This is a genomic window from Acinetobacter sp. BD54 (genome assembly GCF_044778325.1).
Classification (GTDB): domain Bacteria; phylum Pseudomonadota; class Gammaproteobacteria; order Pseudomonadales; family Moraxellaceae; genus Acinetobacter; species Acinetobacter baumannii.
This window is the reverse complement of sequence record NZ_JANJEP010000002.1, coordinates 1-24,337: the sequence shown is the minus strand read 5'-3', so window position 1 is coordinate 24,337 and position 24,337 is coordinate 1. Positions and strand designations below refer to the sequence as shown.

Annotated in this window: 19 protein-coding genes and 1 pseudogene; 3 read left to right on the top strand and 17 right to left on the bottom strand. The window is 39.5% G+C overall.

Annotated features, from left to right (window positions below):
* Nucleotides 1-83: 83 nt before the first annotated feature.
* Nucleotides 84-1,109: a type I glyceraldehyde-3-phosphate dehydrogenase gene (gap, locus tag NQ782_RS02870; RefSeq protein ID WP_001188823.1), complete on the bottom strand. Its 1,026-nt coding sequence runs from the start codon at nt 1,107-1,109 to the stop codon at nt 84-86.
* Between the two features lie 269 nt (nt 1,110-1,378).
* Between gap and alaS the strand changes: the two genes are divergently transcribed.
* Both alaS and NQ782_RS02860 read left to right on the top strand, forming a co-directional pair.
* Nucleotides 1,379-4,015 carry an alanine--tRNA ligase gene (gene alaS / locus NQ782_RS02865; protein WP_057093466.1) on the top strand — a complete coding sequence of 879 codons (2,637 nt, stop codon included), beginning with the start codon at nt 1,379-1,381 and terminating at the stop codon, nt 4,013-4,015.
* A 286-nt stretch (nt 4,016-4,301) separates the two neighbouring features.
* The gene (locus NQ782_RS02860) at nt 4,302-5,504 is read left to right on the top strand and encodes a site-specific integrase (RefSeq protein ID WP_057093468.1); all 1,203 of its coding nucleotides are present in this window, start codon (nt 4,302-4,304) and stop codon (nt 5,502-5,504) included.
* Between the two features lie 258 nt (nt 5,505-5,762).
* Here the strand turns inward: NQ782_RS02860 and NQ782_RS02855 are convergent, their stop codons facing one another.
* Nucleotides 5,763-7,409, bottom strand: coding sequence for a phosphoethanolamine transferase (locus NQ782_RS02855; RefSeq protein WP_097355253.1), 1,647 nt, complete (start codon nt 7,407-7,409; stop codon nt 5,763-5,765).
* Between the two features lie 178 nt (nt 7,410-7,587).
* Between NQ782_RS02855 and NQ782_RS02850 the strand changes: the two genes are divergently transcribed.
* Nucleotides 7,588-8,361: a hypothetical protein gene (locus NQ782_RS02850; protein ID WP_016654260.1), complete on the top strand. Its 774-nt coding sequence runs from the start codon at nt 7,588-7,590 to the stop codon at nt 8,359-8,361.
* Between the two features lie 144 nt (nt 8,362-8,505).
* On the opposite strand, the gene NQ782_RS02845 is transcribed toward NQ782_RS02850, so the two are convergent.
* The 15 genes and pseudogenes from NQ782_RS02845 to NQ782_RS02775 all read right to left on the bottom strand — a co-directional run.
* Nucleotides 8,506-9,051, bottom strand: a complete 546-nt coding sequence (locus NQ782_RS02845) for a glycoside hydrolase family 108 protein (RefSeq protein WP_001019744.1) — start codon at nt 9,049-9,051, stop codon at nt 8,506-8,508.
* Between the two features lie 98 nt (nt 9,052-9,149).
* Entirely contained in the window at nt 9,150-9,332 is a 183-nt protein-coding gene (locus NQ782_RS02840) for a hypothetical protein (RefSeq protein ID WP_001076396.1), read from the bottom strand.
* Between the two features lie 363 nt (nt 9,333-9,695).
* Nucleotides 9,696-10,085, bottom strand: coding sequence for a hypothetical protein (locus NQ782_RS02835; RefSeq protein ID WP_000433918.1), 390 nt, complete (start codon nt 10,083-10,085; stop codon nt 9,696-9,698).
* A gap of 68 nt (nt 10,086-10,153) precedes the next feature.
* On the bottom strand, nt 10,154-13,600 hold the full coding sequence (locus NQ782_RS02830) for a host specificity factor TipJ family phage tail protein (protein WP_071217531.1): 3,447 nt from the start codon (nt 13,598-13,600) through the stop codon (nt 10,154-10,156).
* Nucleotides 13,593-13,955, bottom strand: a complete 363-nt coding sequence (locus NQ782_RS02825) for a hypothetical protein (protein ID WP_000835156.1) — start codon at nt 13,953-13,955, stop codon at nt 13,593-13,595. Before NQ782_RS02825 ends, NQ782_RS02830 begins: the two co-directional genes overlap by 8 nt.
* Complete coding sequence (locus NQ782_RS02820) at nt 13,952-14,458, bottom strand: DUF1833 family protein (RefSeq protein WP_000368390.1); 507 nt, start codon at nt 14,456-14,458, stop codon at nt 13,952-13,954. The genes NQ782_RS02825 and NQ782_RS02820 overlap by 4 nt, the downstream gene beginning before the upstream one ends.
* The gene (locus NQ782_RS02815; protein ID WP_000277440.1) at nt 14,458-14,856 is read right to left on the bottom strand and encodes a hypothetical protein; all 399 of its coding nucleotides are present in this window, start codon (nt 14,854-14,856) and stop codon (nt 14,458-14,460) included. Before NQ782_RS02815 ends, NQ782_RS02820 begins: the two co-directional genes overlap by 1 nt.
* Before the next feature lie 92 nt (nt 14,857-14,948).
* On the bottom strand, nt 14,949-15,536 hold the full coding sequence (locus tag NQ782_RS02810) for a hypothetical protein (protein WP_024432453.1): 588 nt from the start codon (nt 15,534-15,536) through the stop codon (nt 14,949-14,951).
* Between the two features lie 90 nt (nt 15,537-15,626).
* Nucleotides 15,627-20,150, bottom strand: a complete 4,524-nt coding sequence (locus NQ782_RS02805) for a tape measure protein (RefSeq protein WP_086223971.1) — start codon at nt 20,148-20,150, stop codon at nt 15,627-15,629.
* 62 nt (nt 20,151-20,212) lie between these two features.
* Nucleotides 20,213-20,737 (bottom strand): DUF4468 domain-containing protein, encoded by a 525-nt coding sequence (locus NQ782_RS02800; RefSeq protein WP_000734557.1) that lies wholly within the window; start codon nt 20,735-20,737, stop codon nt 20,213-20,215.
* Nucleotides 20,738-20,836: 99 nt separating this feature from the next.
* On the bottom strand, nt 20,837-21,691 hold the full coding sequence (locus NQ782_RS02795; RefSeq protein WP_032018977.1) for a hypothetical protein: 855 nt from the start codon (nt 21,689-21,691) through the stop codon (nt 20,837-20,839).
* Entirely contained in the window at nt 21,654-21,851 is a 198-nt protein-coding gene (locus tag NQ782_RS02790; RefSeq protein ID WP_001011615.1) for a hypothetical protein, read from the bottom strand. Before NQ782_RS02790 ends, NQ782_RS02795 begins: the two co-directional genes overlap by 38 nt.
* Before the next feature lie 451 nt (nt 21,852-22,302).
* Nucleotides 22,303-22,818 carry a hypothetical protein gene (locus tag NQ782_RS02785; protein ID WP_032018979.1) on the bottom strand — a complete coding sequence of 172 codons (516 nt, stop codon included), beginning with the start codon at nt 22,816-22,818 and terminating at the stop codon, nt 22,303-22,305.
* Between the two features lie 70 nt (nt 22,819-22,888).
* Nucleotides 22,889-23,806 (bottom strand): phage tail tube protein, encoded by a 918-nt coding sequence (locus NQ782_RS02780; RefSeq protein ID WP_032018981.1) that lies wholly within the window; start codon nt 23,804-23,806, stop codon nt 22,889-22,891.
* 52 nt (nt 23,807-23,858) lie between these two features.
* Nucleotides 23,859-24,337, bottom strand: a pseudogene (locus NQ782_RS02775) (phage tail protein); the annotation flags it as partial.

Here is a 24,337-nt window from a genome sequence, read left to right as displayed (position 1 = left end):
TTGACTTCCATTATCAATAAAAGTTCTTAGACCAAAGAATGGGGCAATAACTGAACTATCACCCGGTTTCCAATTAACCAAATTTAACTTTTGAAAGAATCACACAAATCCAATAAACGATTTGCATAGCCCCATTCATTATCATACCAAGCAAATACTTTGGCTTGATGTCCAACAACCATGGTTTGAGTTAAATCAACAATAAGTGAATAGGGCGAATGATTAAAATCACTTGAAACTAATGGTTCATCTGTTACAGCCATAATTTCTGCATAATCTGTTTGAGATGCTTTAATCAGCAATTCATTAATATGATGGACCGTAATTGGAGATTGCGCGATAAACGTTAAATCAATTGCCGCTACATTAATGGTAGGTACCCGAATTGAGTAACCATCAATACGGTCTTCCATTTTTGGCATCACACGCTTTAAAGCACCAAGCGCACTAGAAGTAGTCGGGATAATGTTTTGTCCAGAAGCTCTAGCACGACGCAAATCACGATGCGCATGATCAAGCACAGACTGATCTGCTGTTACCGCATGAATTTCGGTCATAAGCGCTGTTTCTATGCCAAATGCATCATCAATGATTTTAACCAGTGGAACTAAAGCCTGTGTCGTACATGACACACTCGATATAATCTGATCAGTCGCTTTCACATCAGCATGGTTAACACCATAAACAATTGCAGCATCAACATGATCAAAAGGCGCAGCGCCAATAATGACCCTTTTAGCCCCTGCTTCTAAATGGCGGGTAGCATCAGCATGGGAGCGGAATAAACCTGTACACTCAAGTACAACATCAATTTTTAAACTTGCCCACGGTAAAAGTTCTGGCTGTTTTTGCTGCAAAACTTCAACCTTTAAGAGTCTCTGGTTAGATTGAATATTTAAATAAATCTTTTCATTTTCAATGGTGATATCAACCTTGCCATTAAAACGACCATGGGTTGAGTCATATTTGAATAAATGTACCAGTGTATGTACATCTGCTATATCGTTAATCGCCACGATTTCAAAATGAAATTGTTTCGGGCTCTCAAACCAGGCACGTAAAACATTACGTCCAATCCGGCCAAACCCATTAATGGCGATACGTTGCATGACCTATCCTTATCTACAAAACGAGAAGCGAAAGAAGGCATATAGTAAAACACGTCATGGCTAATTGAATATAGATTTTTAGCCAAATCACAGTTTTGTAAGATATTCCCTCTAAAATCGTTGGTTCGGTGGGGTTTTTCCGTTACAATTTAGCGTTTTTTAAAAATAAGCCCCGTATCACATGCGAGTTTTATGAACAAATAAACTTGTGGTGATGCTTTTAGCCAAATTCGAAAATATGGAGTGACTTGGTTGTGAGTACTCGTTTAATGACATCTGCTGAAATTCGTGAAGCATTTTTGCGCTACTTTGAAACGCAAGGGCATACACGTGTTGCATCGAGTTCTCTTGTTCCTGCCAACGACCCAACTTTATTATTTACAAATGCTGGGATGAACCAGTTTAAAGACTGTTTTTTAGGTCTTGAAAAACGTGATTATGTACGTGCAACAACATCACAAAAATGTGTACGTGCAGGCGGTAAACATAACGATTTAGATAATGTTGGTTATACAGCTCGTCACCATACATTCTTTGAAATGTTGGGTAACTTCTCATTTGGTGACTATTTCAAACGTGATGCTCTCAAGTTCGCATGGGAATTTTTAACTAGCGAACAATGGCTTGCTTTACCGAAAGATAAACTTTATGTCACGGTTTACCATACTGATGACGAAGCTTATGACATCTGGAATAAAGAAATCGGCCTAGCACCAGAACGTATTATCCGTATTGGTGATAACAAAGGCGAAAAATACGCATCAGATAACTTCTGGGCAATGGGTGATACAGGTCCTTGCGGTCCATGTTCAGAAATTTTCTTCGACCACGGTGAACACATTTGGGGTGGTTTACCTGGTTCACCTGAAGAAGACGGTGACCGTTTCATTGAAATCTGGAACAACGTTTTCATGCAGTTTAACCGTACTGCTGATGGCGTACTTCACCCACTCCCTGCTCCTTCTGTAGATACAGGTATGGGCTTAGAGCGTATTTCTGCCGTATTGCAACATGTTAATTCAAACTATGACATTGACCTGTTCCAACACTTATTAAAAGCTGCTGCAAACATCATTGGTATTGAAGATGAAGGTCAGCCTTCTTTACGTGTAGTTGCAGACCATGCCCGCTCTTGCTGCTTCTTAATTGCTGATGGTGTAAACCCAAGTAATGAAGGACGTGGTTATGTATTACGTCGTATTATCCGCCGTGCTGTCCGTCACGGTAACAAGCTTGGCGCAACAGGTACGTTCTTCTACAAAATGTTGCAACCATTAATTGAAGTGATGGGACAGGCTTATCCTGAGTTAGAAGCTCGCCGTGAAGTCATTGAAGCAACCTTAATTCGTGAAGAAGAACAGTTTGCTAAAACCTTAGAGCAAGGTTTAAAACTTCTTGAAGGTGAACTTGCTCAGTTAAAAGATAAAACTATTCCGGGTGCGATTGTATTTAAACTTTACGATACTTATGGTTTCCCAACAGATTTAACTGCTGATATTGCACGTGAACGTGGCTTTATTATTGATGAAGCAGGTTTTGAAGTTGAAATGGCTGCCCAGCGTCAACGTGCGCGTGATGCTGGTAAATTTGCTGTTGACTATAACAACATTGTAAAAGTTGAAGGCGAAACTCAGTTCGACGGTTATACCAACACAACCGGTCAAGGCCAGATTGTAGCGATCTATAAAGATGGCGTACAAGTTGATGAAGTTTCTGAAGGCGACGAAGCACTTATCGTTTTAAACCAAACTCCTTTCTATGCTGAAAGCGGTGGTCAGATTGGTGATACTGGTATCTTCAAAAACGAAACAGGTATTTTTGAAGTTCAGGATACGAAAAAGTCTGGTGGTGCCTTTGTTCATCAAGGTATTGTGACTGTTGGTAACCTTAAAACCAATCAAAATGTAGAAGCGATTGTTAAAGCAGACATTCGTGAAGCTACTGCGCGTAACCACTCAGCAACTCACTTGTTGCATGCTGCCCTTCGTCAAATTTTAGGTTCGCATGTACAACAAAAAGGCTCTTTGGTTGCAAGTGATATCTTACGTTTTGACTTTGCAAATGACCAACCTGTGTCATTTGAACAACTACAACAAGTTGAACGTCTCGTAAATGCTGAAATCATTGCAAATACTGCCGTAACAACTGAACTACTCGACATTGAAACTGCGAAAGCAAAAGGCGCAATGATGTTGTTCGGTGAAAAATACGGTGATGAAGTTCGTGTACTCTCTATGGGCTCAGTCATTGACGAGAAAAACTTCTCAATCGAACTTTGTGGCGGTATTCACGTAAAACGTACAGGTGATATTGGTTTATTCAAAATCACTTCTGAAGGTGGCGTAGCTGCAGGCGTACGTCGTATTGAAGCAGTGACCGGTACTAAAGCATTAGAAGTAGTACAAAAAGCTGATCATGATATCCAGCACATTAATAGCTTATTAAAAGCACAGAAAGACCAAACGGTTGAGCGTGTACAAGCTAATGTAGAATTGGTTTCTGCATTACAAAAGCAGATTGAACAACTCAACCAAAAATTGGCAAACTTCCAAGCGGCTGATTTGATTGACCAAGTTCAAACTATTGCTGGTCGTCAAACGCTTATTACTACTGTTCAGGGTGTTGATGCCAAAGCGCTTCGCAACTTACATGACAGTGTAAAATCAAAATTAGAGAACGCAGTGATTGTGTTAGCAGGTGTAGAGGGTGACAAAGTCAGCCTGCTTGCATCAGTCGCGTCACAATACACTGCAAATCTAAAAGCAGGTGACATCATCAAACATTTAGCGACCGAGTTAGGTGGTAAAGGTGGTGGTAAACCTGACTTAGCACAAGGTGGCGCGCCACTTAACGAGAAGTTTGGACAAGTTATGGCAGCATTACCTGCTTGGCTTGAACAAAAATAAGACTTCACTTTTTGTGTAACTGACCCTGACAAGCCTCTCAGGGTCATGGCTTATATGGAACAACTATGGCATTAATCGTTCAAAAGAATTAATGCCATTTAGCCACTCCAAGACATACTAAGACAAAAACTACAATAAAAGCCTTATTTCTCAATATTTCCCCCATTTTTAATATAGACATACTAAGACATTTTAGGACAGAATAAGCCTCATCAATTATGTACACATACGTGTACATATTCGCACTTATCTCTTACTCGACCAAAATTATGTACACAGGTGGACTATGGCTTTAACTGAAGTGTGGCTGAAAGCTAATAACGGCAAGGCACGTGATAAAGTTGAAGAAATAGCAGATCGGGATTCAATGAGTGTCAGAGTCTCACCTAAAGGTAAAATTGTTTTTCAGCTTCGGTACCGTTTTGCTGGAAAAGCTGAACGTTTAGACCTTGGTACCTACCCTCATATCTCTCTCAAAGATGCACGTGTAAAAGCTAGTGAAATGCGTTCACTATTAGATAAGGGAATGAACCCTAAAGTTGAAGTTCGTGTACAGCAGCAAAAATATATCGATGCAAGCACATTTGAAGAAGTTTTTAATGATTGGTATGAAAGTTATTGCCTGAAGAAGAAAACTTCTGCCCAACAAATTAAGAATACCTTTGAGCAACACGTAATTCCCGAAGTTGGCGATTTACCAGTTGACAGAATTACATTGCAACAATGGTTAGCTTTACTTGAAGAACTAGCTGATGAAGTACCTTCTATCGCAGATCGGGTTTTAACGAATGCAAAACAGGTCCTTAAGTGGGCTAAAAAAAGACAGTTACTTGAAGTAAATGTTTTATCCGACATTTATGCCAAGGAAGATTTGGGCATTGAGAGAAATAGAGGAACCAGATTTCTTTCTGATGAAGAAATCAAAATGGTTTTGATGGCTATTGAAGAATCAAATATTTTGCCTAAAAACAAAATTTTCCTAAAACTATGTTTAATGTTTGGTTGTAGAAATGGCGAACTCAGAAAAGCTAAAAAGACAGATTTCGATTTAAAAAGAAAAGTATGGGTTGTTCCTGTAGTAAATAATAAGACTGGTAAGAAAACTGGCCGTGAAATCATTCGCCCTATTTTACCTGAAATGGAGGCATTAATTGTCGAAGCTTTCGACTATAGCTCATGTGAGTACTTCTTAACTAATGACAGTGAAGCAACCCCTATGAGCCATGGTTCTTCAAATTCATTGCCAGCCTACTTAATGGAACGCCTAAGACGACATCATGACTTTTACATGAAGCATTGGTCCCTTCATGACCTACGAAGAACAGCACGAACTAACTTCAGTGCATTTACATCGCGTGATGTGGCTCAACTCATGATTGGCCATGTAATGTCTGGCGAACAAGGCACATATGATTATTATGAGTACCTACCCCAGCAAACTGAAGCATATGCAAAATGGTTAGAAAAAATTAAATTACTTACTAAATAATTGAGAATTAAGAAATGAAATATTGGGTTTACTTTTATATCGAGCATACAATTAAATATGGTGAACCTTTCTATAAAGAATCTGGGTGGTCTTTGGGTTTTAAGAATAATTATATTGTTGTAAGTTTGATGCATAGCTGACGAAGGTTTATTAAATAATTTTAGAGGGATCTTAAAATGTGTGCTAATTACGAACCAATACATTTTATAAAACGAAACAAGTCTATTTTGCTTCGTTTTATATAAATTAAAAATATATTTATTTACATTGGCTCAACATATCAAGTTTGTTATTTACTACCTTAGTTTTTACATCCAGCAAACTTAACAAACTTGGGAATAAATTATCCTGACTTAACTTTTGTTTAGTTTGTTGGCTTAAACAATTCACTTGAGCAAGATTATGTTGTTTCCAACTTTCAGAGAACCACATAATCATTGGTACATGTGTTTGTTGGCTCGGTGCGATTGCATAAGGTGAACCATGTAAATATAAACCATGTTCTCCGGTTGATTCGCCATGATCAGATAAATACCATAAACCTGTCTGATACTTTGATATTTCTTTTAGAGTATTAATCATTTGGCTTAATACATGGTCTGTATATACAATTGTATTATCATAACTATTTAGCAATTCAGTTTGCGAACAGCCCTGTATCGCATTAGTATCACAAGTCGGTTTAAAAGGTTGATATGCCTCAGGTGCACGCTTGTAATATGCAGGTCCATGACTACCCACTTGATGCAGAACAATCAAACGCGGACGATCATCATCTTTGGCAATAGTAGCCAAATACTGCTTTAAGCTGTCAATGAGAATGTCATCATAACATTCGCCATCTTTACACCATTTTTTCTTTAAGTTTTCTGGAATCTGGTATTGTTCAACGCGATCACATGCACCTTTACAACCCGAGTTATTATCAATCCAAGTCACTTGGTAACCCGCACGTTTTGCAATATCTAATAAACCTTCGCGGTGACTAGCTAATTGCTCATCATAATCTACACGTGGCATACCCGAGAACATACATGGCACAGAAACAGCTGTCGCCGTACCGCATGAGCTCACTTGCGAAAAGTTGAAAATATCTTGTTTAGAAAGCTCCGGATTCGTATTTTTTGCATACCCATTTAGAGAGAAACTTTCGGCACGTGCCGTTTCACCTACAACAAGTATCATTAACTTAGGGAGGTTCTTTTGTACTTGCTGAACTTGATGAGCATCTTGTCCATATATCACAAGAGGCAGATTTTTCTTCGGAGCCTTCTTATGATAGTAAGACATAAGCGATGAAATACTATTTTGCGGTGAAATCATCCCTTTTAAATCACGATGCTCACGAAATATTGCAGCGAAATCGACATAGTAAGTAAAAAGTAAAACACCGACCACTGCAAATGAAGCTACCAGTGAGAATACTTTCTTCAATAACAACCGTGATGCTTTTTCTTGTTTAAATTTAACTTGAGTAATTAAAAAAATGGGCAAAATAACAAAAAAAACTGTCCATAAAACAAAGCGTAAAGAGATTAGATCGGTAACTTCCGAAACATCGGTCTGCACCATATTTTGAATTTGGTCGGGTGAAATAATGATACCCAATGTGTTTACAAAATAAGAGCTAAAGCCACCAATAAATATCAATAAAATTGCAAAGATTTTGGCAGTCCATTTCCAATTTATTAATTGAAAAATTAAATTATATGCCGCTATTAAAATAACTAATGTCGCCCCTAAGAAAAGAACTGACTTAATACCATTATAAGGTGTAAGTTGATGGATTTTTTTAAAAAAACCTATATTCAGAAATAAACCTAGCCAGATAGATAAAAGCAAATTAAAATTTAATAGTGTAATATTATTACATATCTCTTTGAATTTTAAAAAATTTACTAGCATTTGAAAACCACTAAATATTAAAAACTCGAAATCTTAGCTAGTAAAACTTAAATAGAAATTAAAAAATGAGCTTAGTAACCAATAAGAATACAAAGCTATATTATTAAAAACAAATCTTTAAGCTCATCTTAATTTTAAAAATTTATTGTTTGATAAATTTATCATTTGAGACTCTTAGATGAATAATTCAAGTCATGAAATGAGTGAGTATATAACTAAAGTCCCCCAAGTTACCCTTCTATTCTGGATTACTAAAATCTTCGCAACTACTTTTGGTGAAACTGGCGGAGATAGTTTTTCAATGTCATTGAAACTTGGGTATTTAACTAGTACTTTTATTTTTGCCATAGTTTTTATTATCTTATTGATCTGTCAAATTAAGACAAAAAGTTATAAACCATATTTATATTGGTTTACCATTATTGCGAGTACAACTGTTGGTACAACATTAGCAGACTTTGTCACTCGATCTTTAGGTATTGGCTATAGTGGAGGAAGTAGCTTACTCCTCGGCTTAGTCATCGTCTCATTATTGGGTTGGTATAAAGTTGAAGGCAGCGTCTCCCCTCATACCGTTAATAAACCTAAATCAGAAGTCTTTTATTGGTTAACAATTACCTTTAGCCAAACTTTGGGTACAGCTCTTGGTGACTGGTCAGCAGATACGATTGGATTAGGCTATAGTGGCGGGATTGCTCTTTTCTCAGCACTCATTTTATTGATGGTGTTTTTGTATAAATTCACTTCTGTTTCACGAACATTTTTATTCTGGAGCACTTTTATTTTAACTCGTCCTTTGGGTGCTGTAGTTGGAGACTTTCTAGATAAGCCCCTTTCCGCTGGAGGTTTAGACTTAAGCCGTTTTGCAGCATCAGGAGTAATATTAGTTGCTATTTTAATATGTATTTATTTTAGTAAAAATAATCAGTTAGGTAATGTAAAAAATGCATAAATTGTAAAAGCTCTCCTCAGAGGGCTTTCACACAAATACCAACACTCACATTGTTATTGATCGTATGAGCTGTGCATCCTGAAAATAGAATGCACAGCAATGTAATTGTTAAAGCTATCTTTGATCGTCTGCAATGAAAGACTTTCATATAACAACTCGATTGGCGATCCAACCATAGAAAAACTGCTCTTGGCTTGGATTGTGCTCACAAATTTCAATGTAGCGCTGGCCTTGCATGATATTAAGAACTCGCACTAATACTTTCTCGCCATCTTTTCCACGTTTGGCCATATAAATTTTAAGAGCATTTAATGTAGCAGGTCCATAAATTCCGTCGACCGTAAGATCTGGCCAACCTGCTTTACCCTGGTTATTCAATAAGTTTAGTGCACGCTGTAAAAGAGGTTTTGCAAAGCCAGTACCACAATTTACTCCTGTGTCTAATAACTCCTCCGCTACCGCTGAAGAAACGGTATTCACCTGATCAAAACGCGGAGCTGTCCAATAGTTTTTGCGATAAATAGACTTGGCGACATCAAGCGGCAAATCTTTCATGTTTCCTTTAAATCCGTTTGCTCGAGCAACTGCTTCAGTAATACCGTATTTGGTTGCACCGCCCCGATCTGCCGGGTTATTTACATAACCGCCTTCACGTTTGATCAATTCTTCAAGGTATTGTTCGATGTTCATTTAAGTTTCCTTTAGACAATAAAAAAGCGCCCTTAGGCGCACAGTCAATAAAAAGCCGATCTCAAATAAGTCGGCTTCATAAGTTTTGTTTCATAGCTTTAAAATATATATTTAAAAAAAGTCGTAATAGCAGTTATTGCTCCAGCAACACTACCAATTACTAGGGATATAGCTTTACCCCAAGCCATGATTACAGCAGCTCTACCTGCGTCTTTCTCACTCATTTTACCCTCTATACTTATACCGGGTTTGGTGCTAACATTTTCCTCAGATTGATTCATTAATAGTTAACCCTCCTTAACTGTTAACCAAAACCCTAGTGTTGGCGCACTGGGGTTTTTGCTTTTTTGGAATAAAGTACATTTCTTACTTCCTATAGAATTAATAGACGAACTTTACCCCCTTCCGTTTTTTAATATCAGGCGGAAGGGCTTCCGCTAACTTTGTTAAAAAATTGTTTCTGTTAGTTGACTCACGCTTCATACCCGTTTTCCTACCCGTAAAAAAAGAATTACCACCCGAAGGTGGTCGTTTCATAATATTGGTTGTCGATAGTTTTTCGTAGTAGTCAGCGGCTTGCAGTGTCAACAGGTAATTTCTCTCTTATACTTGATACTTCTAAACAAAACCTCCCGAAGGCGGCATTAGCTGTTTTCAATGTCTTTTCTGGCTTTCTTAAACTCTTTGATTACTTCAACGATCGTTTTACCTTCCTGTTTATCTATAAAATTAAAGATCCAACGGACTAAAGCCCAACCGGGTAAACCACAAACAAAGAAGAACCCACCTAGAGCAATCATCCCCCATACATCAGTAACCCATTCATGAAGTCCCCACTTCACAATAATGAATGAGCCGCCAGCAAGGCTTGATACAACAGTACAGATCAAACCAACTGCCCACTCTTGTGGTGAGCGAGGCATACGTGTCATCAATACAACTGCTGCCACTAAAGCGACCGCTAAAGTCACCATAATTGCTGCACCATAAAATTTTAAAATTGCTGTTAAACCGCTTGTGGAAACTGGTTCCATAAATCTCTCCAGATATTTTTAGACAATAAAAAAGCACCCCAATTGGGTGCTCATAGTTCTTTTAAGGTTTAAAGGGTTTGTAAGATTTTCCCTCCGTTAATCAATTGAGTTGTTAGAGGTGCCACCCCAACAATTGCAGGTCCACCCGGCCCCGGCTGGCCTTCCGTCGTTCCATGGTATTGCCAATTCCATGTTCCACCATTGGTAGACTTGGTACCACGTTCGCCCCATCCACCGCCATCACCTGATAATGGAGATCCATAACGGTCATTTTGGGTTCGATAACCTTTACCGGGTACCGAAGCTTCGGCATCAGTGATTTTTAGAACATTGAAATAGCTTCCAAAGTACCAACGCCAGTCTTGTGAGTCATTTGAAATTGGCTGGCCTGACATGACCCTTCCAAATGGTGCACCAGCCCCACCCGGAATACCCTGAACACCATAAGACAATCCAGTGTAAATACCGCTTGGTGTTGCGCCGCCACCAGATCCGCCTCGAGCTAGAGTACCGCCATCAATAATCAGGTTTAGTTTGCTGTGCCGGTTCAATAAACCGGGTGCTCCCTGAAACCCATCACGGCGGGTTTTGGTAAAGTTGTAATCCGGATCCGTTTCCCAAGCGCCAAATGCCAAATGAGGTAAACCGCCATCACCACCACGTCCAACTACAGCACCTTTAATCGTCAGATTCACCACCAGATCAGGTGGAAACTCACCAGTATCAATAGCAGGTAATTCTGATGCAGCTGGAACGATATACTCTCGTTTTGGAGGACTAGAGTTGTAGTCAAATTTATAGACAAATCTGGTTTCTGGTCGGTAAGAACTCGAACTTGAAACCAGCGCACCAGCTTCAACTACAAAGCTAATTTCGCCAGTCGTTGGCAAATCCCCTCTTTGCATCTGATACAAACGCGCCAAATTAATATCAAGCTGGTCATATCGAATGTAAATCGGTGAATCATCTACTGGCACATCAATAAAGTCCTTGTCATTGAGGTAATAACGTTCATCGTAATTAATTGCCGTAATGGTATTAGAGAACTGGTCAGCCGGTTCCCTTTTTGCAACCAGATAAGGCAGTGAGCCTTTGGTATCGTCATTAACTACTGTATAGATGGTATTTACAAAATCATCAGGACTTAGCTTTAAGGCCCCGTTCGGTAACCGCCCTAAAACCACCTTGTTCTTGGCAGATCCAGCGGTAACAGGAATAAGGTCCACTGTGCCATCCCCCATTTGCAAATAAATCACATAGCTCTTGCCTGCAATGAAATCTACATCATGGCTTAAGGTGAGGATTAAACCCTCTTGCTGTACCACTTCCCCGCTTTGATGAATACCATTGCGATAATCAGCTACAGCGATCCGGTCACGTAAAACCAGTAATTCTGATTCAGGTGCTGCATCAAAGGTAATGGATTTACGCTGGAACCGAAGCTTGTTCCAGAGCCGGTAAGCATTAAAATGAGCTTGCCATTTATTCCGTACACCAACGGATTTCACTTCTTTCGGGTTCTTTGCTCCTTTGTCTGGCAAATAGATATTGATACGACTATCGTCGGTCGGATCCGTGTATTCATAGATCAGTCCATCGTAGTCATCCATCACACCAAAGGTAAGGTCATGCTTGTAACTATCCGGAATGATATTCCTGAAGTTAAACAGCATTACCGAGTTATCAGTTGGACGTTCAAAATAAAGCTTGAGCTTATTGTTTTGCCGATATGCGGTACAAAATACGGCATCACAAAGATTGGTAACCAGCTCTTCAAAAGACAGGTTTGTATCATCAATCGTAGTACAGAACTCAGCCGCAAGTGGTGTACCAAAATAATCAACTACATCGTTATAAGTCCGATAGATATTTTCCAGATCTATTTCGTCGATCGTACGGCGGCCTATCTTGTCATCCAGTGCCATTGAAACCAATGCATCAGCAAAGCTTGATGTTGGAAATAGCTCTGTCGTCATTGCGCCGTTTTTAAAAGTCGGTAACATCCGCTGAAGATCAAAATTGATCTTGCGGGACTTAACAGATAAAGCTCCAGTGGTTGCATAAGTGCGCGCACGAAAAACCGTTTCATGTTCATACACTGTGCTTTGCAAAGGATAAGCACCATAAAGCGCCTGCCACTTTACTTCATCTACTACCGTTGTAACCGCCGGTGTTGGTGTTAAACGACGTGCACGGACACTACAGCGACCTTGAAATGTCACCATATCCAGCGTTGCGCCAACTGTCTGACGTGACTTTGCCGAACCCTTTAGAATGATCTGCTTTAGCATTGGATTACCAATGGCTGCACCCGATTCATTTACCGGCGTTACTTCTACTTCAATCGTGACGTTTACAGCTCCCTGATTTCCACCTGAAGAAACTGTGTAAAGTCCATTTGTGGCCACAAAGTTACATAGCACCCGACTTCGTTCGACATTGTCCAGAATGAATGGACCAATCCACTTTTCACCTATTGAACTGATCTTTGGTGATAAAGCTGCTGTTTGCTGGGCACTTAACTCTTTAACTTTTAACCAGTTAGCATTAACGGCCGCCGGATTTGATAACGTCATTCGATCATCAGCTACCGATAGAACACTGTAAGTGCCGTTTAAATCATAAGTCTGGCCGTTAAACGTGAATGAGGCATTCGTGATTTCTACGCGGTCATTACTTACAAACTTAGTGGTTAAATCTGTGTTGTTTGCCGTTGCCCGAAGAATCTCGTTTGGATATGCAAAATGAAGGTAGTTCGTACCTTCTAAAGATTGTGTATCAGCAGGACGTAAAACTTGGCCATTAACAGAAGTTTGATGCTGAACCGTTAAGGGTGGAGTTGTAATTTCGGTACCAAGCGAGAAATATGGCTCACCCGAGACAATATCGACACCCGGTCGAAAGACTTCTACCGATGCGCCGGCAATATCAACAATGTTGGTTTCACCGTCATATGCACCGTTAATTTTATAGTGACCACGACCAATACAACCAACAACATGCTCTACTTCGACATTGTTTTCATATACCTTGTAAGGCACAGTAATCAGATCAGGGGTATCGTTAGCGGCACCATAAATATCTGCGATACGACCATTTACGCGAGTTTTATTTTCACGGTTTGATAATTCGTTATTTGCAGACGAGGATTGATTGTTATTCTGGTTGGTTTGGGTAATTGAGGGCACAGGCATTAATAATGCAACAGCCACACCCATAACTATAGAAGCAACCGCTATCCAAGCTAGAGTTATGGGGTCTATACCCTTGGGATTCTCAATTACAATGAAAGTGCCTGGCAAGAAATCGAGCTGCTTTAATTCATATGCATTCTTCGGTGTGACTTCATTCGCAAATGAAATTTCCGCATGATCCATATTGCTTATGGTATGAAAAATACGGACATGCTCAGGCATATGGTCATATTTTGAAGTAAGCCATTGACCCAAAGTTTCAGCGTGTTCAATTGTTTTGTCTTCGGATAAAGGGTCTTGTTTATAAATAATCTTAATCATAGAAACTCACACGATTAAATCCAAATGCTTGAACGACTTGAATTGGCATCCATGAAACGCCTGATTCCTGCAAATGCAAAATACGCCCCAAACGAAAAAGCCCCACATGTGGGGGCTTGTTTCGGTATCTAGAGTGAAAGGCGACTATGCAGCCTTCCTTGGGCATGGGCAATGGATTTAGTAACTTCAATCTTGATGGCAGAAATACCTTCTCTTTGACGGGCTTCATAAAAAACTCAAGCGCCTCTCCTCGATCAATATCATATAGATCCATTGCAGCTTCATGCGCGAAGTGAACACAGTTGTAGTGTTCCTCGTCATATTGCTTATCGAGCAAATGATCGTGACTCTTCATATAGCCCCCTTCAAACCACTAAAACGATCAAGCGAAAAGATATCTCCAGTCTTCGCAGTATTTAATCTTGGTGATTCAGCCTTGAATGTCACAGCTTTATGGTTCATTGCAACACTGGAGAGTTGCAGTCCGAGTAAATAAAACATTGGAGAATTCAGATTGTCTGAACTGTAAATCCGGTAATTTACTGTTGGCTTTACATCGGGATATTGGCCTTCAATTACCCGTTCAAACTCATCCGGCAAAATATCACCAAGCCCAGATATTGAAACGGTCAAAGTCTGGTCCAGATCACCGAGCATTCCGGATCTTTGAATTGTCATAGGAAGGTATTCGTAAAATACTTGCCCCGCGCCTTCATTGTGCTGAACATACACCCCGCGATCATCATTACGGACTACCCGGTAAGTATTCATAAAAGAAGGGTGTGATAGTTCAATACATTCCAATTGATAAACATCTACTTTTCGATTGAAAAAGAATTTGGCATATTCGTTATCCATTAGACCTCCCAATCTTTGATAAGTGCCTGATCAGCGATAAGGTTAGGCTGGTTTTGAACAACTTCGAGCTGTGCATTTACCCGGTAAAGGTTGCCATTCACTTCATTGGTCTTGAACGAGTTTGGAATGAAATTGCATAGATATTGCTGACGTGTTCCCTGATCAATGACCAGATCCGCATAGAATGAGGCTGGCTTATTCTGATAGATCCGCCAGAAAGCCATCATTTTATTGAAATCGGTTTTACTTAAATTCCAGTTAACATCAACAATGTGGCTATTACGTTTTACATCGATGTAATAGCGTCCACGCCCACCATCCATTTGTTGACGCTTTACATCATCACCCGGTGTTACGCCATAGCCGCTGGTCTGAGGATTTAGCTTTAACTTGTACATAACTTTCCTTCAGGTAATAAAAAACCACCTCGAAGGGTGGTTTGATGAAATAAGGTTTAGATATTTAAATTAATTACAAAAAAGATTTAACATTAAGAAATCGATTTAATAATAGTTTCTTTACCATCTTCAAAAATCTCTTTCACTACAAACTTGCAGTAAGCTCCATCTTGAGATGGTTCAGTCAGTAAAGCTGGATTCACAAAATCTTTGATCTGTTTTAAACGGATCAATTCATAATTTCCATTTCTTTCCAACTGATAGTCCATTTTTACATCACAACTATACATAGTAGTTGACCCAATAACAGAAGTAAGCCTGAAAGTTAACTTCTTATTTGCGGGTACTTTAAACTCAAAAAACTCTTCACCATTATTTAAACTGATTGTGGGTTTAGGCATATTTAATTTTTTGGGCTCATGCATAGAGCCATACTTTGTTAAATTATTTGAAATCTGCTTAGTTATTAGGTTTTTTGAAATTTTTTCACCCTCATTATTTTGATAAGTAATATAGAACTGCACCATGGGTACATTACTTCTATAAACCCTTAAATTGGCTGTATCACCTGCTATTTCATCTTGATACATATTTGTAGATCTTACGAGATTATTTACCGCAGGAATGGCACATCCCGTAAGGCCTAAAAGTGTTGTAGAAATTACAATTATTTTTTTCATGTCTTAACCATCAATTTTAATGCAAACAGACTCTATCACCTTGAAATTTAAATATTATGAAAATGAACCCTCCGAAAAGGGTTCAAATTATTAAGTACGATTCCGTCTTGCTGTCGTATTCTCAGTCAAAGACCGACTAATGGTTGAGTTTGGATTTGCGATTTGGTCACTTACAAGTTTCGGTACCTTTCTTGGAAGCTGCTTATCCAGTTCATCTGTAACAATGATCCGGACAGTTTTCTCATCCAATTGTTCGGCTTCAACTGTCGCCCCACTCACCTGATTAATCACTTCAATTTTAAAATTGATTGTCGGTAAAGCTGGCTCAATTGAAGGCATAATCTCAGCTTGAGGGCGTGAAGTACTTCCTAAAGTAAAGTCCTGAACATCATCCAGATTTGAGCGATCCTGAACTAAACCATTGGATGAGAAATAGACTTTACCGTCATGGAATAGGTCAGAATTTGCCGAAGACGCCAACTTAGGTGTGTCTCTATTAACTTTATAGATAATCTGAGTATCTTGAACCGGTTGATTAAAGATGTCAGCTTGCTTTTGGCTTTCTATAAAGGCATTAGAGCTCATCATTGCACGGCGCATGACACTATCAGCTGAGGCATTGTTATTGAGAAAAGCTTCAGGGTTTGCACTCTTACGCATTTTCTCAACTAAACCAACTCCCCCCCAGCGTTTAATATCTTCTTGGGACCAGACCACCTCTCCTTTATGGACAATACCAGCAGGCTGATATTTCCCACCTCGACCTGTATAACCACCTTCCGCAAAACCTTGATCTTTGATTGCCCGGATGTTTGCAATGATGCTTGCACCCTGTGCAACAGCTCCAGCAATTAATGGAATGTTAAGAGGAAAACCAGCTTTTGAAGCTGCTGCAATATTTTGCTGAATCGCAATACCCGCAGCTGCAATCGCATAAGCTTTATCTGCAGCGAACATGATTTTGTAAGCTTTAGATTGCTCTCCAAACATTGAACCAAACATAGATGTAAGAGAACCCATCATTTGGCCACCAAATGCAATTTGAGTGTTCAAGCGGTCTTGCTGATACTTATCTTCAATATCCTGAGCATTCTTTGCATATTCGGCAGCAATCTGATTACGTTGATCTTGAGCAGCTTGAATGATAGCTGTTTTCTGGTTTTCGTAATCCTGCTGACTTATAAGCTGTTGCTCAAATTGTGCATTTAAAGCCTCAATAGAATTTTGTTCATTTAAATTAACCACACCTTGCTGACTATCAAGTAGATTTGTCGCGGCACTTAGGCGGCTAGATCGTTCTTGATCTAGTCTATAGAACTCACCACTGCCATTCATATCAGCTTGAATACCACCCCATGCTTGACCAGCTTTTGCTGCACGATCAAGTGCTTCTAATCGTTCTTGATCACGTGATAATGCCAGTCGCTTACGTTTTTCCTCCTCATCTTTTACTGTTTTAGCAATTTCTTCTCGCTCCAATCGGTAGCGTTCTTGCATTGCCTCAGTTTCTGAAAGCAAGAATAATTTAGCTTGAAACAAACGTTGCTCTTGAGCAAGTTTTAGTAAACCTAATTCTTGTTGCAACTGTTGAGCTAACAAATTAACAGCTTCTTTACGCTGTTCTTTCGTCATCTCTAAGTCGTGTTCGGCTTCAAATTGACGTTTTGCAAAACTGTCCTTTAAAAGCTGCTCTTCCGACTTGGTGAAATCACGGAAAGAATCAAGCTTAGTCTTTGTAGCTTGCTCAGCAATGGCAATATCATTATCTGCACGTGCTTGAAGTTCTGCTTTAATTTCGGCCTTGCGTTCTGGGCTAAAGTTAGCTTTATCAACATCCTCAAGTTTTTTGGCCAGATCATTCCTAATCTTTGTTACTTGATTAGCAACCTCATTCTCCAACTGAAGGCGAAGTTTTGCCTGCTCCTCAGCCATTTTAGTTGTATCTTGAATAAGCTTATCAAAGTCTTTTGATGAAATATCGCCAGCAGAATAGCCATTAATACCAGCCATATAACTTTGATAGTCTTTCCAGTATTGATTATTATTTTTACCAATACCTTTACCCTTCATTACATTGCCTTCACCTGCATGGTATGCACGTACAGCCTTTTCTAAATCACCTTTAAAAAGCTTCAAAAGATAAGACATATACTTAGCCGCACCTTCAGCAGACTGTGCTAAATCAGTGCGGTCTTTTACGCCATATTGCTTGGCAGTACCTTCGAGAAACTGAAATCCACCAGTCGCCCCGGTTTCTTTGTTATAGGCTTTTGCATTACCTTTCGATTCGATCATATGAATCGCGGATAATGTTCCTGATGGAAGTTTGTATTTAGACTCTAGATCTGCAAAGCCGAATTTTGAAGCATTTGCTAGAACTTTCGCATTTACATTTAGTACTTTTTGCTGATTTTTAAGCTCCTTGTTTTGCTCACGTATAGAATCAGTTCTAGCATCCGTGATGGCTTTGATTGATTCTTCTGCTTTCCAAGTATCCGTTAATGCTTTCATAGCCTCTCGGTCTGCTGCCTTAAGACCCTTAGCTAATGAATCTTTATAAAGCTTCAGTAAATCATTAGCCTGAGACTCAGAAAAACCCTTTTTCATTACTATCTCGACAAATTGCGTATCCCATAATTTATCTGCATACAATTTCTGTAAGGACTTTTGAGCCTCATCTGCAGCCTGTTTTGTATTCTTGATAGCATCAGCATGTTTCTGCTGCTCAATTGCTGCATTTTGTGCTTTGTTACCTGTTAAGATAACTTCAATACCAAACAATTTAATGGCTGTTTTGGTCTTATCAGCTTTTTCATAAGCCTCATTGTATTTGTCGATTTGCTCCTTTAATGCATCTCTTAAGCTTGGAGGTAACTTCTGTTTAGCAAGTTGCTCCATAGCCTCCTTGTAGCTAATTGTGCCCAATCGAGCTTCATTAGAAATCCTTGTAAGTTCAACATTACCTTTACCGAAGTTTTGAATATCAATTAAAGCTGAACCAACAGCCATTTCTGTTTTTTTCAACTCCTCATTTTGAGCTTTAAAGGCCGTTGTTAAGTCATTAATAGCTTTAGTTTTTGCCTCACCTTTTAAGCCTTTTAATTCTTCAGCTGTACGGTTAGCCACTTCGGCTTGTTCAGCAAGTGTTCTATTCGCTTCTTCTGCCTTACCTTTAAAATAAGTATATGTTGCTGCTAGAGCGGATACTCCTAGGGTAATTGCTCCAATTGGTCCGCCGATAAGTCCTAATGCTCGACTACCAATACTACCAACTAAAGAAGAAGCTGCTGAGAGCCTAGTTTGCGCAGCAGTTTGTGCATTTGTAGCAGCAGTTACTGCTGCCTGTGCTTGTGCGTATCGAGTTGCTGCCGCAGTTGCTCCAAATTTAGCTTGGGTTTCGGCATTTGTTGCTCGCACATTCGCGAGATGAGCTTTTGCTGCATTCAAAGCAGCGGTAGCTTCTGCATATTCTGCTTGAGCATTTAATACAGAGGCTTGCCGGCTCGCTAATGTTGATGCCATCCCCTCTTTAACCGCTGTACTCTTAATTAAAATTGCACGAGTTATATAACCAATACCAACGACCAAAGCCCCATCAGCAATTAAATCTAAATTACTTGCAAGAGTTTGAATGGATCCAGCTAATACCTGTGCTGCACCACTACCTTTACCAGCCTCTCCAACAAATTTAATGATTTCGTTATTTAAAAGAGTGAGTGATTGACCAATTGTGATATCAGTTTTAGCGAAAAGTGCATCCACATCGTCTTGGGCGTTTTTAAGTGCTTTAACGATTTCTTTTGAAGTAATTTTGCCTTCTGCAGCTACTGACCGTAGCTGACCAACGGTGATGCCCATACCTTGTGCAATAGCTTTTGCTAAAGCTGGTGTTTGCTCCATTACAGAGTTAAGCTCTTCACCACGTAATGTGCCGCTTGCTAAAGCTTGCCCGAATTGGACTAAAGCGGCATCAGCAGCTTCTGCGCTAGCTCCACTAATTGCTACAGCTTTTGATACCGTTTCAGTTAAGCGAGCCGTATCATCCATAGTTAAATTCAGTGTTTGAGCATTGTCACTAAAACGTTGGTACACCTGTAAAACAGAATCCCAAGCTGAATAGGTTTTTTGTGCGATCTGGAATGTATCTTCAGTCGCTTTATTCAATTCAGCCTGATTATTAGTAACGAGCTTTAGACGGTTCTGAAGGCCCGTATAAGTGTCCATATTATTAATGGCAGCATTAATCGTTACTAAACCAGCCATATATCCTGCTAAGGACTTTATAGCTGTACTGTAAGAACGAGCAGACTTTTCTTGCTTGTCTAATTCTTGTGTTGTCGTTTTTATTTCTTGTCCATATTTTTGGACTTGCTGCGATGCTTGTTTAGTGGCTTCACCAGTTTTACCTACCACAGACGAAGAATTGTTAACCGTGGTATTAAATTTTTGAACAATATTATTTGTGACGTTGATTTGATTGCCCAGTTCTTTGGAAGTACGTGTAGCTGAATCACCTTTTTCGGTAATTTTAGACATTTCATCAGCTAAAGCCTTAGCATTCCGTACAGCATTCTGCGAATCAATAACAACAACCAAACGCGATTCTTGTGCCATCTTTACTTTCCTCTAGGCAATAAAAAACCCACTCAATGAGTGGGTTTGTGAATAAAGTTGCTTTACCAATCAGCATTAACTTTTTGTTGAGTTTTGATCTTTTCAGCCATTTGATCAGATGATTTATTTAATTCATCCATAATTATTTTAGCTGATGGATAATTTTCGGTAATAGTACGATTGGTTTCACTATAGCGAACTCCGCTAATTACCTGTGCTGGTTTATAGTGAGTAAGATTATCGTAACTTACTTTCATTTTCCCATCTTTTGTATCTACGCGCACTGTGAAATCTACTCGATCACCAGCAGTAACAGTCATACAATCAGCAAACCCAGAACAACGGTATGGCATATTACCTTTGCCAATAATTGAACCCGTAGTCTTATCTTCGTACTGAATTACTGCATTTGCTGAGCGAAAAGCTGTTGCAAACCATTGACGCGCGCCATCATAAATTTGGCCTTGCTTTAATCCATCTATTTGATAAACCTTTTCAAACTTTACAGGTTCTGATGGTTGCTGAGGGGTAGTAGCACACCCAACTAATCCCAAACTCAATAATCCAGTAGCCAATAATTTTTTCATGAATTTCACCGTTTGTTATAAAGTGTACTAACTTTAACAAACTGGTTACTAAATGTCACATAAAGCAAGACCACCCGAAGGTGGTCTTTAATCATGTTACTAGAGTTTTGGTTTCAAAACTCTAAATATTGCTATTGGGGTAATACCGTAGGCGGTCTGAGGTCTGCCAGCAAACTCTCTCACCATTTTTATCATACTGACCACACCATCTCTAAATTCATTTGGATCTGTATTAAAAGTGAAATTATCAAAAGGTAAAGCATCCAATACACCCAAAACATACCAGCTACCAGCTAGAAACTCACTATGTTTAAAATTCAAATCAGTTGGGGTACCTACAATTTCATCCCTATTCAATGTCATCCATACTTCATTACACAAACTTACACCAGTTTCTTCATCTTTTTGTCCAGTGTCATGAAGTAGCTTGGCCTCAAGCCCAAAAGGTATTCCTCTAACCATATTGGCTGCATCTTTGGTGTTTTCTTTTAATGCTTTTGCTAATTCCCGAGCTTCCTTGGTATTCTTTTTGGTTAAGTCCTTGATGTAAAAGTTTAAAGCTGGTTCAACCAACTCCTTAACTACACCGATATCAGTGACCCCTAAGCGTCCCTCAAGCAATACAAGATTTCCCAGCATGTCATCATTTAACTCTCTGTTAATGAACCCTAGTTCATCTAACCGGTTAATCATCTCTCTTGGCATAGTAGGAATACCATCATAAAGATGCTCTGAAGTAGTGTTTACAGTGTGGTCATTAGCAAGTTTTCCGCCTGTTACGGCAGGAACACCAACTGTAGCCTCCAACTTCCTTGTGTCTCCAATTTGGCTTGTATTTTTAAGAGCATTCAAGGAGCCTAGTCCATTAAGCTGAGCATAAAATGATTTTATTTTTGGATTGTCTAGGTAAAAAAAATCAAAGATTGATTCTGTGGTTGGTGAGTTTTGCGCCACGGTTTATTTGCTCCTCAGCTTTTTTTCTATGGTCATTATACTGAGTAGCACTTTCTTGCATAGCTCTTTTAAAAGAATCCGCTGCATCAGACATAAGCTTGCTAGCTTCTTTTTTGTTATCGGTTTTATTTGAATTGTTAAAAATAAACGAAAAGTTCATATTCGAACCTCCTGTGACAAAAATACCCTCTTATCATTTGATAACAGGGTCTCTATACCATCAAGCGTACCCACTAATGACAGCAGTGTCAATACAGAATCGTCGTGCCAATGTCAACCACTTGACCGTATTATGTTACATCAATCGCGCTATATCACGTCGCAAAGTCTAAGTTATGTCCCGAAAGTCAGCATTTAAGTCTTCGTCGCTCGTTGCGTCGCCTTCTTATGCGCCTCATCCAGAAACAGGTTATCCAAAGCAAAAACACAGTCATTAAAGATATGAGCAGCAACAGGCAAATCATTATGCTCAGCATAGACATTGATTGCCTGTTGGTCTAATGATAAGGGGATGCTTTGCTCATACCGTCTGGATCTGCAAATAGTGCTAAATGCCGAAAGGATAGATTCAGCCTCATAAGAATATTCCGGCGGATCCGGAATGTGGCCACCTAAGAATTTGATTTGTTCGATTTCGTGCGGCGTTTTCGACGCATACGTTTTTTGGTATTTGTAGAGCTCGATGACTTTCCCAGAATTAAAGCCTTGTCTTGATCTGCTTCTTCTTGAATCTTATGTGCCTGCTCTTTGATGAATAACCAGATCGAAATGCCAATGTCACCTAGATTTAGAAGCTTTGATGCATTCTCAGGTGTATACGGTTTTTCGGTCTCGACCGTTTTACCATCCACTACTTCGGCAAATACCACACCTTTCCAGTCTTCTATTAAATGGGCAGCACATGCATCCATTAACAATTCATGGTAAAGCTTGGCATCTTCATCTTTCACCATCACATCGTAGCCTTTAGACGAGATCTGGTTCCCTGCACGTTCTATAGCTACCTGAAAAGGCTTATAAGCGATACCACGGACTTTGAACTCAGCCTGTACTTGCCCATCAGAATCCTTATATTCACACCATTTTGATACGTCCGAGCTTTTAATAATTCCAACTTTTAAAGCCATAGCAACCTCTGAAATTTTAGAAATTAAAAAGCCCATGTGATTCCATAGGCTTTGTTACTGATTAAGCCGATTACACAAGAGCACGTACAATCGTTGGAGCTGTACGAACTTGAGCAAAGTTGATGTCTACAGTAATGATGTCATCACCCCCACCATCCGGGTGATTGGCTTCCATCACTTCTAATTGAGGGAAGTTAAACGAGTATTTACTGCCTTTGCTGTCTTTAATATCAAAGGTCAGAGTAAACACATCTCGGGTTTTAATGGCATCAATCCACCCTGCCGCAGTTGCCGAGAACATGAAGGAAGCATTTGCTTCGATATCCATCATCTTTTCAATGTAGAACTCTGGTGTGTATTTGCCTGAGCCGATACAACGGATTGCTTCAAGGTTGTTATTAATTGAAAGCGTAAGCGATTGCATGCACGCTTTACCTTGAATTGATTGACCATTAATAAGCAAGTTTTCCACGTTTGGCATACTGACAAGCGGACGAGTCGAAGCTGCAACCGGATTCACTACAGGGTTCGTTTGCTGACGAGTAAACGAGCTACCTACTAAACCAAAGTTACCAGTGATCTTCCCGGTTGTTTGAATGGTAATTTCACCGGTATTTACCTGTACTCCACGATAAATAAAGACTTGGCCAACATCTTCGAAAACTTTAACCAGCGTTAATGACTTACGTACCGTACCACCAAAACTTAAAGCGTTACCCGCCCAATTATTGAAGGCTAAAGCACTTAGGAATAGATCAAATGTTCCAAGTGATAATTCAAACTCTAACTGACCTGCTACTTCTGCTTCAGTAACTACCCCACCTTGTCGAAAACGTGAATCAACCACTTCACTGCTTTCTTCAGTAGAAACATTTTCAGATAAACCATCACTTACACGGCGAACTGTGTACCAGATCGGGTTTGCTGGAGTTGTTCCTAAAACTGCTTCTTCACAAGCATATAATCGAATTTTTGCGCCTGAACTCATTTATGGTTCTCCAAAATTTAGGCAATAAAAAACCCACTTTTTAAGCGGGTTATTAAAGTGTTTCGTCTGTGTCTGAGATTTCTGGCGGTTCCACGCCATTCATGGCTGCAGCAACTGCCTGAGATAAGTTAGTAGGCTGGAAATCCACTGGTGTTTCACTCAACGGCTCTTCAGGCTCTGGTTCAGGTTCTTCATGCAGACGAATATCAATCCAGCGGCCTTCTGGAATATCAAGTGGATTTTCGAGATCAGCTACAATGGCTGCCTTTTCCACATCAAACTTACGTTTATAAGTTTTAATTGAAAGATCACCATTTTCTAAGGTTGAATATTCAACTGCTACTACCGTATTACCGTTGGCATCCTTAGGTACTTCAATGTACCAGCCTTCCTGAGCAAAACCCAATGAGCCTTTCACTAAGTAATCACCAGTACCCAACTTATCGAAAGTGATTGGTTGCTTAGCTGCATCGTTATTTAGCTCAATATGACTTTGGAAAAGCTTAACGACTGGCGAAGCGGCTTTAATAA

Coding starts and splice junctions, on each gene's coding strand:
- NQ782_RS02815 (WP_000277440.1), bottom strand. CDS start 14,856: ATGTACAAGTTAAAGCTAAATCCTCAGACCAGCGGCTATGGCGTAACA.
- NQ782_RS02780 (WP_032018981.1), bottom strand. CDS start 23,806: ATGAGTTCAGGCGCAAAAATTCGATTATATGCTTGTGAAGAAGCAGTT.
- NQ782_RS02840 (WP_001076396.1), bottom strand. CDS start 9,332: ATGAATCAATCTGAGGAAAATGTTAGCACCAAACCCGGTATAAGTATA.
- NQ782_RS02825 (WP_000835156.1), bottom strand. CDS start 13,955: ATGAAGAGTCACGATCATTTGCTCGATAAGCAATATGACGAGGAACAC.
- NQ782_RS02805 (WP_086223971.1), bottom strand. CDS start 20,150: ATGGCACAAGAATCGCGTTTGGTTGTTGTTATTGATTCGCAGAATGCT.
- alaS (WP_057093466.1), top strand. CDS start 1,379: ATGACATCTGCTGAAATTCGTGAAGCATTTTTGCGCTACTTTGAAACG.
- NQ782_RS02830 (WP_071217531.1), bottom strand. CDS start 13,600: ATGATTAAGATTATTTATAAACAAGACCCTTTATCCGAAGACAAAACA.
- NQ782_RS02790 (WP_001011615.1), bottom strand. CDS start 21,851: ATGAACTTTTCGTTTATTTTTAACAATTCAAATAAAACCGATAACAAA.
- NQ782_RS02785 (WP_032018979.1), bottom strand. CDS start 22,818: ATGGCTTTAAAAGTTGGAATTATTAAAAGCTCGGACGTATCAAAATGG.
- NQ782_RS02820 (WP_000368390.1), bottom strand. CDS start 14,458: ATGGATAACGAATATGCCAAATTCTTTTTCAATCGAAAAGTAGATGTT.
- NQ782_RS02845 (WP_001019744.1), bottom strand. CDS start 9,051: ATGAACATCGAACAATACCTTGAAGAATTGATCAAACGTGAAGGCGGT.
- NQ782_RS02850 (WP_016654260.1), top strand. CDS start 7,588: ATGAATAATTCAAGTCATGAAATGAGTGAGTATATAACTAAAGTCCCC.
- gap (WP_001188823.1), bottom strand. CDS start 1,109: ATGCAACGTATCGCCATTAATGGGTTTGGCCGGATTGGACGTAATGTT.
- NQ782_RS02855 (WP_097355253.1), bottom strand. CDS start 7,409: ATGCTAGTAAATTTTTTAAAATTCAAAGAGATATGTAATAATATTACA.
- NQ782_RS02835 (WP_000433918.1), bottom strand. CDS start 10,085: ATGGAACCAGTTTCCACAAGCGGTTTAACAGCAATTTTAAAATTTTAT.
- NQ782_RS02860 (WP_057093468.1), top strand. CDS start 4,302: ATGGCTTTAACTGAAGTGTGGCTGAAAGCTAATAACGGCAAGGCACGT.
- NQ782_RS02800 (WP_000734557.1), bottom strand. CDS start 20,737: ATGAAAAAATTATTGGCTACTGGATTATTGAGTTTGGGATTAGTTGGG.
- NQ782_RS02810 (WP_024432453.1), bottom strand. CDS start 15,536: ATGAAAAAAATAATTGTAATTTCTACAACACTTTTAGGCCTTACGGGA.